Origin of the sequence: Herbiconiux liangxiaofengii (genome assembly GCF_041927335.1) — a bacterium.
Classification (GTDB): domain Bacteria; phylum Actinomycetota; class Actinomycetes; order Actinomycetales; family Microbacteriaceae; genus Herbiconiux; species Herbiconiux liangxiaofengii.
Map to the genome: position 1 here is coordinate 334,712 of NZ_JBHFHD010000006.1, position 13,919 is coordinate 348,630.

The following is a 13,919-nucleotide window of genomic DNA, read 5'->3' on the forward strand; positions in this document are numbered from 1 at the left end:
GTGACGCCCGGCGGGGCGCGGGTTCGTAGGGTGACGGGATGTCAGCCTCAGAACCCGCCCCGCCGGGCGTCTCTGCGCGGTCGGAGTCGACGCAACCGGTCGGGCCGTCGGTGCGCGTGCGCGTCGGGGTCGGTGCGGCGATCGTGCTCGTCGTCGCGGCGCTGGTGGCGTCGGTGCTCATCACGGCGCTCACCCCGGTGGGGGCCACGACGGTGGTGTCGGATGCGCGCACGTCCGCGCCGTCACCGGCGGTACCGGCGGCTGCGCCCGGTGGTGCTTCCGCGCCGCCGGCCGGCGGCGCGGCGGCATCGGGGGTGCCACCGTCGGGCGGCCCTGTCGCGGGAGGCTCGGTGCTCCTCGTGCACGTGCTCGGGGCGGTCGCCTCCGCGGGCGTCTACGAGCTGCCGGAGGGGTCTCGGGTGGTCGACGCGGTCGCCGCGGCCGGAGGGCTCCTCCCCACCGCGGAGGCGGGCTCGATCAATCTGGCGCGCCCGCTCACCGACGGCGAGCAGCTGCGCGTGCTCGCTGTCGGTGAGGCTCCGCCCGAGGCGGCCCCGCCCGGTGCGGCGGCCGGCGGCCAGGGCTCGGCGGGTTCCGGCTCAGCGGGGCCCGGCCCGTCGGGCGGCGCTCTCATCAACCTCAACGCCGCCTCCGAGATCGACCTCGACGCCCTCCCGCGGATCGGCCCCGCCATGGCATCCCGCATCGTCGAGTACCGCAGCACGAACGGCCCGTTCACCTCGGTCGACGACCTCCTCCAGGTGCCCGGCATCGGAGAGAAGACCCTGGAGAACCTCCGCCCCCTGGTGACGGTGTGATGGCGCGGCATCAGCTTCGGCGCCGGGTTCGCGACGTGCGGGCCGCGGGGGCGCGATGACCATCGATCTGCGATTGGTTCCGTCGGCGGTCGGTGCGTGGGCTGTCGTGTGGTTCCTCGGCGCATCGCCGGAGTGGTCGGCCGTCGTCGCGGCTGGAGGGTGGGCGGCGGTGCTCGCGCTGCTGCTCGTCCTGCTGTCGCGCCGCGATGGCCGGTCGCAGCGCGGAAGCGGCCTGGGCAGGGCGTCGCTGGGCGGAGGCCCGGTTCGGGTGCGCCGGGCGGTGCCGGCGGGGGCGATGGCGGTGGGGGCGGTGGCGTTGGTGGCGACGGCGGTGTTCGCGGGCGACGGCGTGCGTCGGCCGGACGGGCTCGAGCTCGGGCGGCCGATCGCCGGCGACGCGGTGCTCGTGGTCACTGGGGTACCTGAGGCCGCTCAGGCGGGCTTCTTCGACGCCGACGACGGCGCATCCGTCGCCGCCGGCGAGACCTCACCGCCCTCGCGCTTCACCATCGGTGCGGTGCTGCGCGAATTCACCGCCGCCGGCCGGGCGACTGCCGCGCGGGCGCCGACGCTCGTGTTCGCCTCCCTCGCCGATCCCGATGCGTTCCGCATCGGAAGCACCTTCCGTGTGCGGGGGTCGCTCAGCCCCGAACCGCCGGGCGGATCGCACGACTTCCTGCTCTTCGCCCGTGAACCGCCGGCCGTCGTCGCCGACCCGCCCTGGTACCTCGGCTGGGCCGGCGGCGTGCGCGAGGCCTTCCGCACCGCCACCGCCCACCTCCCCGGCGACGGCGCACAACTGCTCACCGGGCTCGCCATCGGCGACGACAGCCTGGTGGCCGACGACCTGGTCGACGACATGACCGTGTCGGGCCTCACCCACCTCACCGCGGTGTCGGGCGCCAACTGCGCCGTCGTCGTGACCGCCGTGATGCTCGTGGGGGGAGCGGTGGGCCTCGGCCGGCGTCTGCGTATCACCGTGTCGGTCGTGGTTCTCGGTCTGTTCGTGGTGCTCGTCACACCCGAGCCCAGCGTGCTGCGGGCCGCCACCATGGCGGTGATCGTGCTGGTGGCGCTCGCCGCCGGGCGACCGGGGGCCGGCCTCCCACCGCTCGCCCTCTCGGTGGTGGTGCTGCTCGCGCTCGACCCGGCGCTCGGCCGCAGCGCCGGGTTCGCGCTCTCGGTGCTCGCGACAGCCGGGCTCCTCGTGCTCACCCGCCCCCTGGCCGCCGTGGCCGCCCGCATCATGCCGCGGCCGCTGGCACTGGCGTTGACCGTACCGGTCGCCGCCCAGCTCGCCTGCCAACCGGTGCTGTTCCTGCTCGCACCGCAGCTCACGCCCTACACGCTGCCCGCCAACCTCCTCGCCGAGCCGGCGGCGGCGCTGGTGAGCGTGCTGGGCCTGATCGTCTGCATCGCCGCCGTGGTCGCTCCGGGCCTCGCCGCCTGGCTGGCCTGGCTGCCGTGGCTTCCCTCCGCCTGGATCGCCGCGGTGGCCCGCTTCTTCGCTGCCGCCCCGGTCGCCGCCATCCCGGTTCCCGACGGCGTCGCCGCAGCCGTCGTGGCGGCGGTGGCCCTGCTCGTCGTGGCGGCCACCGCCTTCTGGGCGCCGGGCCGCCCGGGCCGAGCTCGCATCGGTGCGTTCGTCACCGTGCTGGGATTGGTGGTGACGGCCGGAGCCATTGCCGGCGGGCAGCTCGGCCGGTCCGCATCCGTTCCGCGCGACTGGCAGCTCGCGGCGTGCGACATCGGGCAGGGCGATGCCGTGCTCGTGCGGAGTGCCGACGAGGTCGCGCTGGTCGACGTGGGGCCCGAGCCCGAGGCGCTCGCGGAGTGCCTCGAGCGCCTCGGCATCAGCCGCATCGACCTGCTCGTGCTCACCCACTACGACCGCGACCACGTCGGTGGGCTCGACGCCGTGGTCGGCCGGGTCGACCGCGCCCTGGTCGGACCGCCCGACGGCGCCCGCGACGAACGGATGCTCGCCCGGCTGAGCGAGGCGGGCGCCGCCGTCATCCCGGCCCGCCGGGGGCTCACGGGCTCCCTCGGCCACGACCGCTACGACGTGCTCTGGCCCCGCCCCGACTCCCCGCTCCGGGGAAACGACGCCAGCGTCACCGTGATGTTCACCGGCACGATCCGGATGCTGTTCCTCGGCGACCTGGGCGAGCTCGCCCAGCGCGGGGTCGACGCCATCTCGGCTGTCGCCCCGGTCGACATCGTGAAGGTCGCCCATCACGGCAGCGCCGACCAGAGCGAGGCGCTCTACGCCGAGGCGCGCGCCACCCTCGGCGTGGTGTCGGTGGGGGCGGACAACACGTACGGGCATCCGACCGACGCGCTCCTGGGCATCCTCGGGCGCACGGGCACCCGGGTTTTGCGCACCGACCTCGCGGGGCTCGTCGTGGTGGCGGGCACGCCGGGCGCGCTCACCGTCTGGACGGAGCGCGCGGTGCCGCCGTGATCGCGTGGGCCCGAGGCCCGGCGCCGGGGCCGGGGGACAGGGGTCGGTCGCGGCGCCGGGGTCGGACGTCTTCGTTAGGCTGGAGGCGATCGGGAAGAGGTGGTCATGGCCGTCGCACGCGGAAGCCGCTCGTCGTCAAAGACGGCAGCGAAGCCCAGCGCGAAAGTGGCGATCCCCCAGCTCGAATGGAACCAGATTCGCCCCGCTCCCGTCGTGCTGGTGTCGGGCACCGAGTCGTTCCTGGCCGAGCGGGCCATCCGTCAGCTCCGCGACCTGGTGAAGGCCGAAGATCCGAGCCTGGAGATCTCCGACATCGAGGCGTCGTCGTACGGTCCGGGGGAGCTGCTGTCGCTCGCGAGCCCGTCGCTGTTCGGCGAGCCCCGGCTCATCCGCATCAGTGGGGTCGAGAAGTGCACCGACGCCCTCATCGACGACGTCATCTCGTATCTCGCGTATCCGGCCGACGACACCTACCTCGTGCTTCGGCACGGCGGCGGGGTGCGCGGCAAGAAGCTCCTCGAAGCCGTCCGCGCGGCAGCGGGGGTGGCGATCGAGGTCGTCTGCGTCGAACTCAAACGCGACTCCGACAAGTACGAGTTCGCGTCGGCGGAGTTCCGGGCGGCGGGCAAGAGGGTGTCGCCCGGGGCGATCAGGGCGCTCGTCTCCGCCTTCAGCGACGACCTGGCCGAGCTCTCGGCGGCCTGCGCGCAGCTGGCCTCCGACTCGGCCGAGGAGATCACCGAGGTCACCGTCGAGCGCTACTACGCCGGGCGTGTGGAGACGAACGCCTTCGCCGTCGCCGACTCGGCGATCGGGGGCGCCTACGGCGATTCGCTGGCGCTGCTGCGTCACGCTCTGGCCTCGGGGGCCGATCCGGTCCCGATCGTGGCGGCCTTCGCGATGAAGCTCCGCACCATGGCGAAGGTGCTCGGCACCCGCGGCGGCTCGGGGCAGCTGGCCGGTCAGCTCGGCATGGCGCCCTGGCAGATCGATCGCGCCCGCCGCGACCTCTCGGGCTGGACGGGGGAGGGCCTCGGCCGGAGCATCCAGGTGCTCGCCGAGACCGACGAGAGCATCAAGGGGGCCGGGCGCGACCCGGTCTTCGCCCTCGAGCACATGGTGAGCGTCATCTCGTCCCGCGGCACCCTCTGACCTGCGGCGACGAGGCAGACGCTCACCCCGCCCCCGGCCACACGAGAAAGGGCCCCGCCGAAGCGGGGCCCTACTCAGCGTGAGACGACGCTCGAAGCGAATGGCTCAGAGCGACGCGACCTGCTTGGCGATGGCCGACTTGCGGTTCGCCGCCTGGTTCTTGTGGATGACGCCCTTCGAGGCGGCCTTGTCGAGCTTCTTGGCGGCGGTGACCAGGGCCGAGGCGGCCTTGTCCTTGTCGCCGGCCACGACGGCCTCGCGGGTGGCGCGGATGGCGGTCTTGAGCTCGCTCTTGACGGCCTTGTTGCGCTCCTGGGCCTTCTTGTTGGTGCCGATGCGCTTGATCTGCGACTTGATGTTTGCCACGGAAATAACCTCTGTATCTGTTCGGATGAGTGCGGTGCGATTGGTCCGCTGCGGCCGGGCCGCGGATGGAGCCACTCGCTGTTCGCACCCAACTGATCGCGCGGATGCGTAAGCCAACAGGCAACATTACCAGGTGGATCCCGCCCAGACAATCTGAGCGCACGCGGTACCGTTGAACCCTATGCCACGCCTCGCCGCCCACACCGACACCGTCCCGCAATCGGGCATCCGTCGCCTCTTCGAACTGGCCCACTCGATCGACGACGTGATCTACCTCGTGGTGGGCGAACCCGACGTGGCGGTCGACCCCGCGACCCTCGAGGTGGGGGCCGCCGCCTGGCAGGCCGACGACACCGACTACACCCCCAACGGCGGCATCACCGAGCTGCGCGAGGCCATCGTGGCCACGGTGGCCGAACAGAACGGCATCGTCACCGACCTCGAACGCGTGTGGGTCACCGCCGGCGCCACACAGGGGCTCTACCTCGCCATGTCGTTGCTGCTCGACCCGGGCGACGAGGTGCTGGTGCCCGACCCCGGCTACACCACCTTCACGATGAACGCGCACCTCGTCTCGGCCGTGCCCGTGCCGTACCCGCTCCGCCCCGCGGCGGGCTTCACCCCCGACCTCGACGAGCTCGACCGCCTCGTCACCTCCCGCACCCGCGTGCTCATCGTGAACTCGCCGTCGAACCCCCTTGGCGCCGTGTTCGACCGCGAGACCCTCACGGCCCTGCTCGACTTCGCCGAGCGCCACGACCTCTGGGTGATCAGCGACGAGGTCTACGAGCGCTTCACCTACGGTGTCGAGCACATCAGCCTCGCCGCCCTCGCGCCCTCGGCCACCGACCGCGTGCTCACCGTGTTCTCGGCGTCGAAGACCTTCGCCCTCACCGGTGCCCGCGTGGGCTGGCTGCTCACGCCGCCCGGCTTCGCTCCGCTGCTCCGCGCGGCCCAGGAGGCCATGATCAGCTGCGTCAACACGCCCGCCCAGCGTGCGGTCACGGCGGCCCTCACGGGGTCGCAGCAACCGGTGACGGATGCGGCCGCCCACTACCGCGCCAACCTCGACGCCGCGGTCGCCCTGCTCACCGAGCGCGGCATCCACCACCTCGCACCCACGGGCGCGTTCTACCTCTGGGTCGACGTCTCCCACGCCAGCGCCGGCGACGTCGCCTCCTGGGCCGAGCGATTCCTGATCGAGCAGCGCGTCGCCGTAGCCCCGGGGAGCGCGTTCGGCCGAACCGGCGAGGGCTGGATCCGCCTCTGTGCCGCCGCCTCCACCGCCGACCTCCTCGAGGGCATCCGACGCCTCCCCGCGCCGTCCGAAGCCCCTGGTCCGGTCACAGTCCCCGTCGCCGGGGCCCCCGCGGCCGCCGCCACCGCCGCAGGTTCCTGACGTGCGCCTCGCGGTCATCGGTGCCGGAGCCGTCGGCGGCGTCATAGCCGCCCTGGCCGACCGCGCCGGCCACGACGTCTCGCTCACGGCTCGCGGTGCCCAGCTCGACGCGATCGTCGCCGAGGGGCTGCACCTCTCGGGGCACTGGGGTGAGCATCGGGCCCGGCCCCGCGCATCCGCTCTGCTGGCCGTCGATCGTGGGGCGCCGTACGACCTCGCCCTGCTGACCGTGAAAGCCCAGGATGCCGCGGCGGCACTCTCGGCGAACGCCGCCGCCCTCGAAGGCGTCCCGCTCGTGGTCGTGCAGAACGGACTCGGCGGCGCCGCCGCGGCGGCGGCCCACCTGCCGGCCACCCCGGTCGTGGGTGCGCTGGCCCTGTTCGCCGCGTCGTACCTCTCCCCGGGCGAGGTCTCGATCACGACCCCGGCCACCACCTACCTCGGCCTGCCGACGACTCCCGGCCTCGACCCACGGTCCGGGGCCGCCGCCCGCGCTGCTCTCGACCTCGCCAGCGCCACCCTCGCGCCGCTGCTGCCGATCGCCACCACCGCGAACTTCGAGGGCGCGCAGTGGACGAAGCTGATCGTCAACCAGATCAACGCCCTCCCCGCCATCACCGGCCTGCCGGTGCAGGAGACGATCGCCGATCCGCGGCTGCGCGCCGTGCTCACCTCGAGCATGCGCGAGGCGGTCGCCGTGGCCCGGGCCGCAGGCGTGCGCTTCGAGCCGCTCCTCGGCCTCAGCGACCCGCTCCTGCGCGCCTTCCAGCTCGCCCCGCACCCTCTGGCCCGGCTGCTGCCGCGCCTGATGGCCAGACGGATGGGACCGACCCCGAACCCGGGGTCGACTCTGCAGAGCATCCGCCGGGGTCAGCTCACCGAGATCGACCATCTCAACGGCGCCGTCGTGGCTGCCGCCCGCACCCTCGGCCGCCAGGCCCCCGTGAACGCGTCCCTCGCCGCCCTCGTGCACCGCGTCGAGCGCGAGGGCCACTTCCTCGCCCCCGCCGACGTGGCATCCACCGTGGCCACCCTCCCGCGCTGACCCCCGCGCTGCCGGCCCGCCGAGCCGTCGCAAACCGCCCTCGATCGGCGACGAGAGGGCGATCTGCGACGGTTCGATGACGGGGGTGCCGCAGAGGGAGGGGGGGAGGGGCTAGCGCACGTAGGAGCCTGAGCGCAGTTCCTCCACGAGCGACGGCCCGTTCGGCTCCCAGCCGAGGTCGATGCGCGCCGCCGCTCCCGTGGCCTGCTGGTCGAGCAGCAGTGCGTCCGCGAACGCGTCGCCGAGGCGCTCCCGTGCAGCGGCATCCGTCGTCGCCGTCACCCGGCCGTCGAGCCCGGCCGCCGCTGAGGCCGCCTCGCCCAGCTCGCGCACGGTCGGGTTCTGCCCGCTCGCGCCGATGTAGTACGAGCCGGCCGAGGCCAGGTCGTAGGCGAGAACGTACAGCTCGGCGAGGTCGTCGACGAACACCGTCGTCCAGTGCTGCTCGCCCGAGCCGATGAGCTCGAGCGCCGCGGAGCCGGAGTCCGCGGACGAGCTGCGCGGCGCATCCGCCACCAGGTTCGGGATGCCCTTGCCATGGCCGAACACGATGCCGGGCGCGATGATCGTGGTCTTCACGCCCTGTGCCGAGCGCACCCGGGCCTCGACCGGCAGGCGCCACGAGGTGAGCGCCGGCGGGTCGAACGGCGTCGACTCGGTGAGGTCGGCACCGTTGCCGAAGATCCAGATGCCGCCGGTGTGCACGTACGGCTTGTCGCTGCCCTCGAGGCCGGCGAACACGGCGGTCACGAACGCGTCGTCGGCGGGAGCGCTCGACTCGTCGCCGGGGGAGGCGAGGTGGATGACGCCGTCGCTCTCCAGAGCCAGATGCGTCACCACATCCCGGTCGGTGATCTCGCCGAGCACGGCACGTGCCCCGGCGGCCTCGACCGCGTCGGCCGAGGCGGAGGACCGCACGAGGGCGACGACGTCGCGCCCCTGCTCGCGGAGGGTACGGAGGACTGCGGAACCGATGAAACCGGTCGCGCCGGTGAGAAGAATAGCCATACGACGATTCAACCCAACCGGGCCCCGGGCATTCCACCGTGTTTCGCCGTGAGTCGCCCCCCAGCACGGCATGGCAGAATGGGGCGTCCCGACGATCAAGAGGAATGCGTGAGCCCCAAAGCCCTGAAGGCCCTCCAGCCGGCCTCCACCGACCCCGCATTCATCCGCAACTTCTGCATCATCGCGCACATCGACCACGGCAAGTCCACCCTCGCCGACCGGATGCTGGGCATCACCGGCGTCGTGAGCGACCGCGACATGCGCTCGCAGTACCTCGACCGCATGGACATCGAGCGCGAGCGTGGCATCACCATCAAGAGCCAGGCCGTGCGCATGCCCTGGGAGCTCGACGGCCAGACCTACGCGCTCAATATGATCGACACCCCGGGCCACGTCGACTTCAGCTACGAGGTCAGCCGCTCCCTCGCCGCCTGCGAGGGAGCCATCCTGCTGGTCGACGCCGCGCAGGGCATCGAGGCCCAGACGCTCGCGAACCTCTACCTCGCCCTCGAGAACGACCTCACCATCATCCCGGTGCTGAACAAGATCGACCTGCCGGCCGCCGACCCCGAGAAGTACGCCGCCGAGCTGGCGAGCCTCATCGGCGGCGCCCCGGCCGACGTGCTGCGCGTCTCGGGTAAGACGGGCCTCGGCGTCGAGGCGCTGCTCGACCGCGTCACGCAGCTCATCCCCGCTCCGGTGGGCGATCCGGATGCCGCGGCCCGCGCCATGATCTTCGACTCCGTCTACGACGCCTACCGCGGCGTGGTCACCTACGTGCGCATGATCGACGGAAAGCTCAGCCCGCGCGAGCGCATCCAGATGATGTCCACCCGCGCCACCCACGAGATCCTCGAGATCGGCGTCTCCAGCCCCGAGCCCGCGCCCAGTCAGGGCCTCGGTGTCGGCGAGGTGGGCTACCTCATCACCGGTGTGAAAGACGTGCGCCAGTCGAAGGTGGGCGACACCGTCACCACGGCCCACAAGCCGGCGACGGATGCGCTGCCCGGCTACACCGAGCCCCTCCCGATGGTCTTCAGCGGCCTGTACCCCATCGACGGCAGCGACTACCCGGTGCTCCGGGAGGCGCTCGACAAGCTCAAGCTCAGCGACGCCGCGCTCGTCTACGAGCCCGAGACCTCGGTGGCGCTCGGCTTCGGCTTCCGCTGCGGATTCCTGGGCCTACTGCACCTTGAGATCATCACCGAGCGGCTCGAGCGCGAGTTCAACCTCGACCTCATCGCCACCGCCCCCAGCGTGATCTACGAGGTCACCACCGAAGACAAGAAGACCGTCACGGTCACCAACCCGAGCGAGTTCCCGGGCGGCAAGATCCTGAACGTCAAGGAGCCCGTGGTGAACGCGGCCATCCTGGCGCCGAAGGACTACGTGGGCACCATCATGGAGCTCTGCCAGGGCCGCCGCGGCATCCTGCAGGGCATGGACTACCTCGGCGAGGACCGGGTGGAGATCAAGTACACGATGCCGCTCGGCGAGATCGTGTTCGACTTCTTCGACCAGCTCAAGTCGAAGACGGCGGGCTACGCCAGCCTCGACTACGAGCCCTCTGGCGAGCAGGAGGCCGACCTCGTGAAGGTCGACATCCTGCTGCAGGGCGAGCAGGTCGACGCGTTCAGCGCCATCGTGCATCGCGACAAGGCCTACGCCTACGGCGTGCTGATGACCGGGCGGCTGCGCGAGCTCATCCCGCGCCAGCAGTTCGAGGTGCCCATCCAGGCGGCCATCGGGGCGCGCATCATCGCCCGCGAGTCCATCCGCGCCATGCGCAAAGACGTCCTCGCCAAGTGCTACGGCGGTGACATCAGCCGCAAGCGCAAGCTGCTCGAGAAGCAGAAGGAGGGCAAGAAGCGCATGAAGATGGTGGGCCGCGTCGAGGTGCCGCAGGAGGCCTTCATCGCCGCCCTCTCCGGCGACGTCGAGAAGAAGGAGAAGAAGTAGCCGTGTCGGCCACTCTTCCCTCGCCCGCCGAGGCGGTGTCGGAGCAGCCCCTGAGCTACGCCGCCGTCGGAGCCACGCAGGCGCCCGACCTGATGTACTTCCCGCCGCGCGGCTTCCGGCCCATGCAGGCCAGGGCCCGGCTCGGCAGTGGCGAGGCCCGCTTCGAGAAGGCCTCGGCCCGCCTGATGGCCTGGGGCGTGCAGCGCGGAGCCGGCATCACGGTGGGCGACGTGGCCCTGCCCGCTCCGACGGGCGGCGACTACGCCGGGCTCCGCTACGACGAGACCGGCCGGCCTCTCGGTCCGCGCTCGTCGACCCCTGAGCAGGCCTACGGCGAAGACGGCACGCCGCTCGTCTCCGCCGGCGCCACGGCCGTGCTCACCATCTCCACGTTCGGGCTCAAGGTGCACGCGCCCATCCGCGTGGTGTACCTCGTCGACGAGCCCGGCCGCCGGGGCTTCGCCTACGGCACCCTGCCCGGGCATCCCGAGTCGGGCGAGGAGAGCTTCGTGGTCGAGCACCTCTCCGACGACTCGGTGTGGATCGTCATCCGCGCGTTCTCGCGCCCCAGCACCTGGTTCTACCGGCTCGGGATGCCTGTGCTCCGGTTCATGCAGTGGCGGTACACCAAGCGGTACCTCCGTTCGCTGATGCCGAGCATGTCCGGCTCGGCCCCTCGGTCCGGCTCAGCCGCCCGGCGCTGACGCGTGCCCTCCGCGCTCCCGCTCGGCGACCCGGCGCCCGCCGACGGTCTGCTGCCGCCGCCTGTCTCCCGCGCATCCGGAACCGCCCACCGCGACTTCGGTCTCTACGTGCACGTGCCGTTCTGCCGGGTGCGCTGCGGCTACTGCGACTTCAACACGTACACGTCCACCGAGCTGCGCGGTGTCAAGCAAGCCGATTACTGGCAGCAGGCCATCGCCGAGATGGGCTTCGGAGCGCGGGTGCTCGAGGCCTCGGGGTACGCGGCCCGTCCGGTGTCGACGGTCTTCTTCGGCGGCGGTACCCCCACGCTGCTGCCCGCCGAGCAGCTGGCCGGCATGCTGTCGGCGGCGCGGGACACCTGGGGCTTCGCCCCCGATGCCGAGATCACCACCGAGGCCAATCCCGACTCCGTCGACGCCGCCTACCTGCAGACGCTCGCCGACGCGGGCTTCACCCGGGTGAGCTTCGGCATGCAGTCGGCGGTGCCGAGCGTGCTGGCCACGCTGGAGCGCACCCACGACCCCGCGCGGGTTCCCGAGGTGGTGCGCTGGGCGAAGGATGCGGGGCTGCAGGTGAGCCTCGACCTCATCTACGGCACGCCCGGCGAGACCCTCGACGACTGGCAGCGGTCGCTCGACGCCGTGGTGGCGGAGCGACCCGACCACGTCTCGGCCTACGCGCTGATCGTCGAGGACGGCACGAAGCTCGCGCGCCAGATCCGCTCGGGCGTCGTGGCGCAGCCCTCGGACGATCTGCAGGCCGACATGTACGAGCGAGCGGATGCGGTGCTCGCCTCCGCGGGCTACGACTGGTACGAGGTGAGCAACTTCTCCACCGACCCCGCCACACGCTCGCGTCACAACCTCGGCTACTGGGTGGGGCACGACTGGTGGGGCATCGGCCCCGGGTCGCACAGCTACGTGGGCGACACCCGGTGGTGGAACGTGAAGCACCCGGCGGCGTACGCGCAGCGGATGGCGGCGGGGGAGTCGCCGGCCGCGGGCCGCGAGACCATCGACGAGGCCACGCACGAGCTGGAGCGCATCCTGCTGCTCACCCGGGTGCGCGGAGCACTGCGGGTCGACTCGCTCGCCCCGGAACCCCGGCGTGAGGTGGCCTCGCTCATCGCCGACGGCTTCGTCGACGGCCGCTCGGCCCTCGGGGGCGAGCTCACCCTCACCCTGAAGGGCCGTCTCCTGGCCGACGCCGTGGTGCGCCGCCTCACCTGAGGCCCCCTCCCTCTCGCCGAGTTGTGCCAAATCGCCCCCTCGCGGGCCGCGAAGGGGCGATTTGGCGCAACTCGGCGGGGGCTGTGGAGAACTTCTGCACCCGCGGGCAGGTTCGGGCACCATGTGCGGATGCGTCGTCGAAGTGAACTGCCGCCGGAGCTCGCCTCCGTTCCGTTCAGCGTGGCCGAGGGGCGCGGCGCCGGGCTCGGCGCGAAGCGCCTGCTCGCGGCCGACCTCGAGCGGCCCTTCCACGGCGTGCGGGCCCGCGAGGGCTCGGTCGACTCGGTGCTCGAGCGGTGCCGCGCCTACGCCGTGCGCCTGCGGCCAGGCGACTTCTTCACCCACACCACGGCCGCCGTGCTGTGGGGGTGCCCGCTGCCGAGTCGCTTCGAGCGAACGGATGCCGCCCTGCACGTCTCCACCCTGGCTCCCCGCCGGGCTCCGGCCGGCCGCGGGGTAGTCGGGCACCGTCTCGATCCCGACTCCGTGCGAGTGGTCGAACGGCATGGCTTTCCGGTGTCCGACCCGGCGGGTACCTGGTGCGACCTGGCCGACATCCTGGTGAGCAGTCACCGGGCGAGCGGCGAGTTCCGCGGTCTCGACGACCTGGTCGCGGCCGGAGACCACTTCGTGCTGACTCCGCGACACGTCGCCCAGGCCGACGGGCGCCCCTACGTCGACGTCGACGGCCTGGCCGCCAGGGTGCACGCGGGATTCCGCCGTCGCGGGGTGGCAGCGGCGCGAGTGGCGCTGCCGATGCTTCGCGACGGCGCCGAGTCGCGACCCGAGACGCTCGTGCGCCTGGCGATCGCGCGGCGGCGCCTTCCCGAACCGGTGCTGAACGAACCTGTGTTCGACGCAAGAGGTCGCTTCATCGGCCGGGCCGACCTGCAGTTTCCCGGGTTCAGGGTGATCGTCGAGTACGACGGCGAGCAACACCGTCTGGACGACTCGCAGTACGCTCGCGACGAACGGCGTATCGAGGAGTTCCAGCACGCGGGTCAGCTCGTCGTCCGCATCCGCAAGGAGGCCCTCGCCACCCTTCCCGCTGAGGTGTCGCGGGTGGAGCGCGCCCTGTACTCCCGGGGCTGGCGCCCCCGTTGAGGTACGCCAAAATGCCCCCTCAGGAATTCTGAGGGGGCATTTCGGTGAAACTCGGCGAGGCCGGAGTTACTTGATGAAGCGGAAGTTGAAGGGGTAGCGGTAGGTGCCGCCGCCGTTCACCTTCACGCCCGCGACGATCGCGAACACGACGCCTGCGATCTGAGCGGCCCAGGCGAGGAAGTAGAACAGGAAGCCGATGAAGATGAAGGCAGTGATGGTGCCGACGATGTAGAGGCCCACCACGAAGATCGCCACCGTGATCTGGAAGTTCAGCGACTCCTTGCCCTCCTGGTTGGTGAGGGGGCCGCGGTCTTTGAAGACCAGCCAGATGATCAGCGGCGGAAGGAAGCCGAGGATGCCGCCGAGCTGGGCGAGGAACGCCCACTGCTTGTCGTCGGCCTGCGACAGCGGTGCGCCGGCGACGGGCTGCTGGTAGCCAGCGGGCTGCTGGTAGTTCGAGCCGGGCGGCGGAGCCTGGTAGCCGGGCGGCGGGGCCTGGTACCCGGGCGGGGGAGCCTGGTAGCCGGGCGGCGGCGTGGGCTGACCCGAGGGCGGCGTCGGCTGGCCTGAGGCCGGATCGTTCGGCGTTGCGTTGGGGTCGGTCATGTCTCGCGCCTTTCAGACGGATGTTCTGGGGGTGGTACGCAAGCCAAGATAGCGGCAGGGGTAA

Annotated in this window: 12 protein-coding genes; 9 read left to right on the forward strand and 3 right to left on the reverse strand. The window is 72.1% G+C overall.

The annotated features are described in order from the left end of the window. Positions 1 to 38: 38 nt before the first annotated feature. From ACEXOR_RS05345 to holA, 3 genes are all read left to right on the forward strand, one after another. Positions 39 to 818, forward strand: coding sequence for a ComEA family DNA-binding protein (locus tag ACEXOR_RS05345; protein ID WP_374848364.1), 780 nt, complete (start codon positions 39 to 41; stop codon positions 816 to 818). Between the two features lie 55 nt (positions 819 to 873). Beyond that, positions 874 to 3,282 carry a ComEC/Rec2 family competence protein gene (locus ACEXOR_RS05350; RefSeq protein WP_374848365.1) on the forward strand — a complete coding sequence of 803 codons (2,409 nt, stop codon included), beginning with the start codon at positions 874 to 876 and terminating at the stop codon, positions 3,280 to 3,282. A 105-nt stretch (positions 3,283 to 3,387) separates the two neighbouring features. Then, positions 3,388 to 4,434, forward strand: a complete 1,047-nt coding sequence (gene holA, locus ACEXOR_RS05355; RefSeq protein WP_374848366.1) for a DNA polymerase III subunit delta — start codon at positions 3,388 to 3,390, stop codon at positions 4,432 to 4,434. A 105-nt stretch (positions 4,435 to 4,539) separates the two neighbouring features. Here the strand turns inward: holA and rpsT are convergent, their stop codons facing one another. Continuing rightward, complete coding sequence (rpsT, locus tag ACEXOR_RS05360; protein ID WP_374848367.1) at positions 4,540 to 4,800, reverse strand: 30S ribosomal protein S20; 261 nt, start codon at positions 4,798 to 4,800, stop codon at positions 4,540 to 4,542. A 181-nt stretch (positions 4,801 to 4,981) separates the two neighbouring features. Between rpsT and ACEXOR_RS05365 the strand changes: the two genes are divergently transcribed. Both ACEXOR_RS05365 and ACEXOR_RS05370 read left to right on the forward strand, forming a co-directional pair. Further along, positions 4,982 to 6,199: a pyridoxal phosphate-dependent aminotransferase gene (locus tag ACEXOR_RS05365; RefSeq protein ID WP_374848369.1), complete on the forward strand. Its 1,218-nt coding sequence runs from the start codon at positions 4,982 to 4,984 to the stop codon at positions 6,197 to 6,199. Position 6,200: 1 nt separating this feature from the next. Next, positions 6,201 to 7,244, forward strand: coding sequence for a ketopantoate reductase family protein (locus ACEXOR_RS05370; protein ID WP_374848370.1), 1,044 nt, complete (start codon positions 6,201 to 6,203; stop codon positions 7,242 to 7,244). 111 nt (positions 7,245 to 7,355) lie between these two features. Here the strand turns inward: ACEXOR_RS05370 and ACEXOR_RS05375 are convergent, their stop codons facing one another. Then, on the reverse strand, positions 7,356 to 8,252 hold the full coding sequence (locus ACEXOR_RS05375) for an NAD-dependent epimerase/dehydratase family protein (protein ID WP_374848371.1): 897 nt from the start codon (positions 8,250 to 8,252) through the stop codon (positions 7,356 to 7,358). A 108-nt stretch (positions 8,253 to 8,360) separates the two neighbouring features. Here ACEXOR_RS05375 and lepA point away from each other — a divergent pair, with 108 nt between their 5' ends. The 4 genes from lepA to ACEXOR_RS05395 all read left to right on the forward strand — a co-directional run bounded on the left by lepA (position 8,361) and on the right by ACEXOR_RS05395 (position 13,249). After that, positions 8,361 to 10,211 (forward strand): translation elongation factor 4, encoded by a 1,851-nt coding sequence (gene lepA / locus ACEXOR_RS05380; protein ID WP_374848373.1) that lies wholly within the window; start codon positions 8,361 to 8,363, stop codon positions 10,209 to 10,211. Between the two features lie 2 nt (positions 10,212 to 10,213). Further along, positions 10,214 to 10,915, forward strand: coding sequence for a DUF1990 domain-containing protein (locus ACEXOR_RS05385; protein ID WP_374848374.1), 702 nt, complete (start codon positions 10,214 to 10,216; stop codon positions 10,913 to 10,915). Positions 10,916 to 10,918: 3 nt separating this feature from the next. After that, positions 10,919 to 12,145, forward strand: a complete 1,227-nt coding sequence (hemW, locus tag ACEXOR_RS05390; protein ID WP_374848375.1) for a radical SAM family heme chaperone HemW — start codon at positions 10,919 to 10,921, stop codon at positions 12,143 to 12,145. 129 nt (positions 12,146 to 12,274) lie between these two features. Then, a complete protein-coding gene (locus ACEXOR_RS05395; protein WP_374848376.1) occupies positions 12,275 to 13,249 on the forward strand; it encodes a putative endonuclease domain-containing protein in 975 nt (324 codons plus the stop codon). Positions 13,250 to 13,315: 66 nt separating this feature from the next. Here the strand turns inward: ACEXOR_RS05395 and ACEXOR_RS05400 are convergent, their stop codons facing one another. Next, a complete protein-coding gene (locus ACEXOR_RS05400; protein WP_374848377.1) occupies positions 13,316 to 13,855 on the reverse strand; it encodes a DUF4870 domain-containing protein in 540 nt (179 codons plus the stop codon). Positions 13,856 to 13,919: the final 64 nt, after the last annotated feature.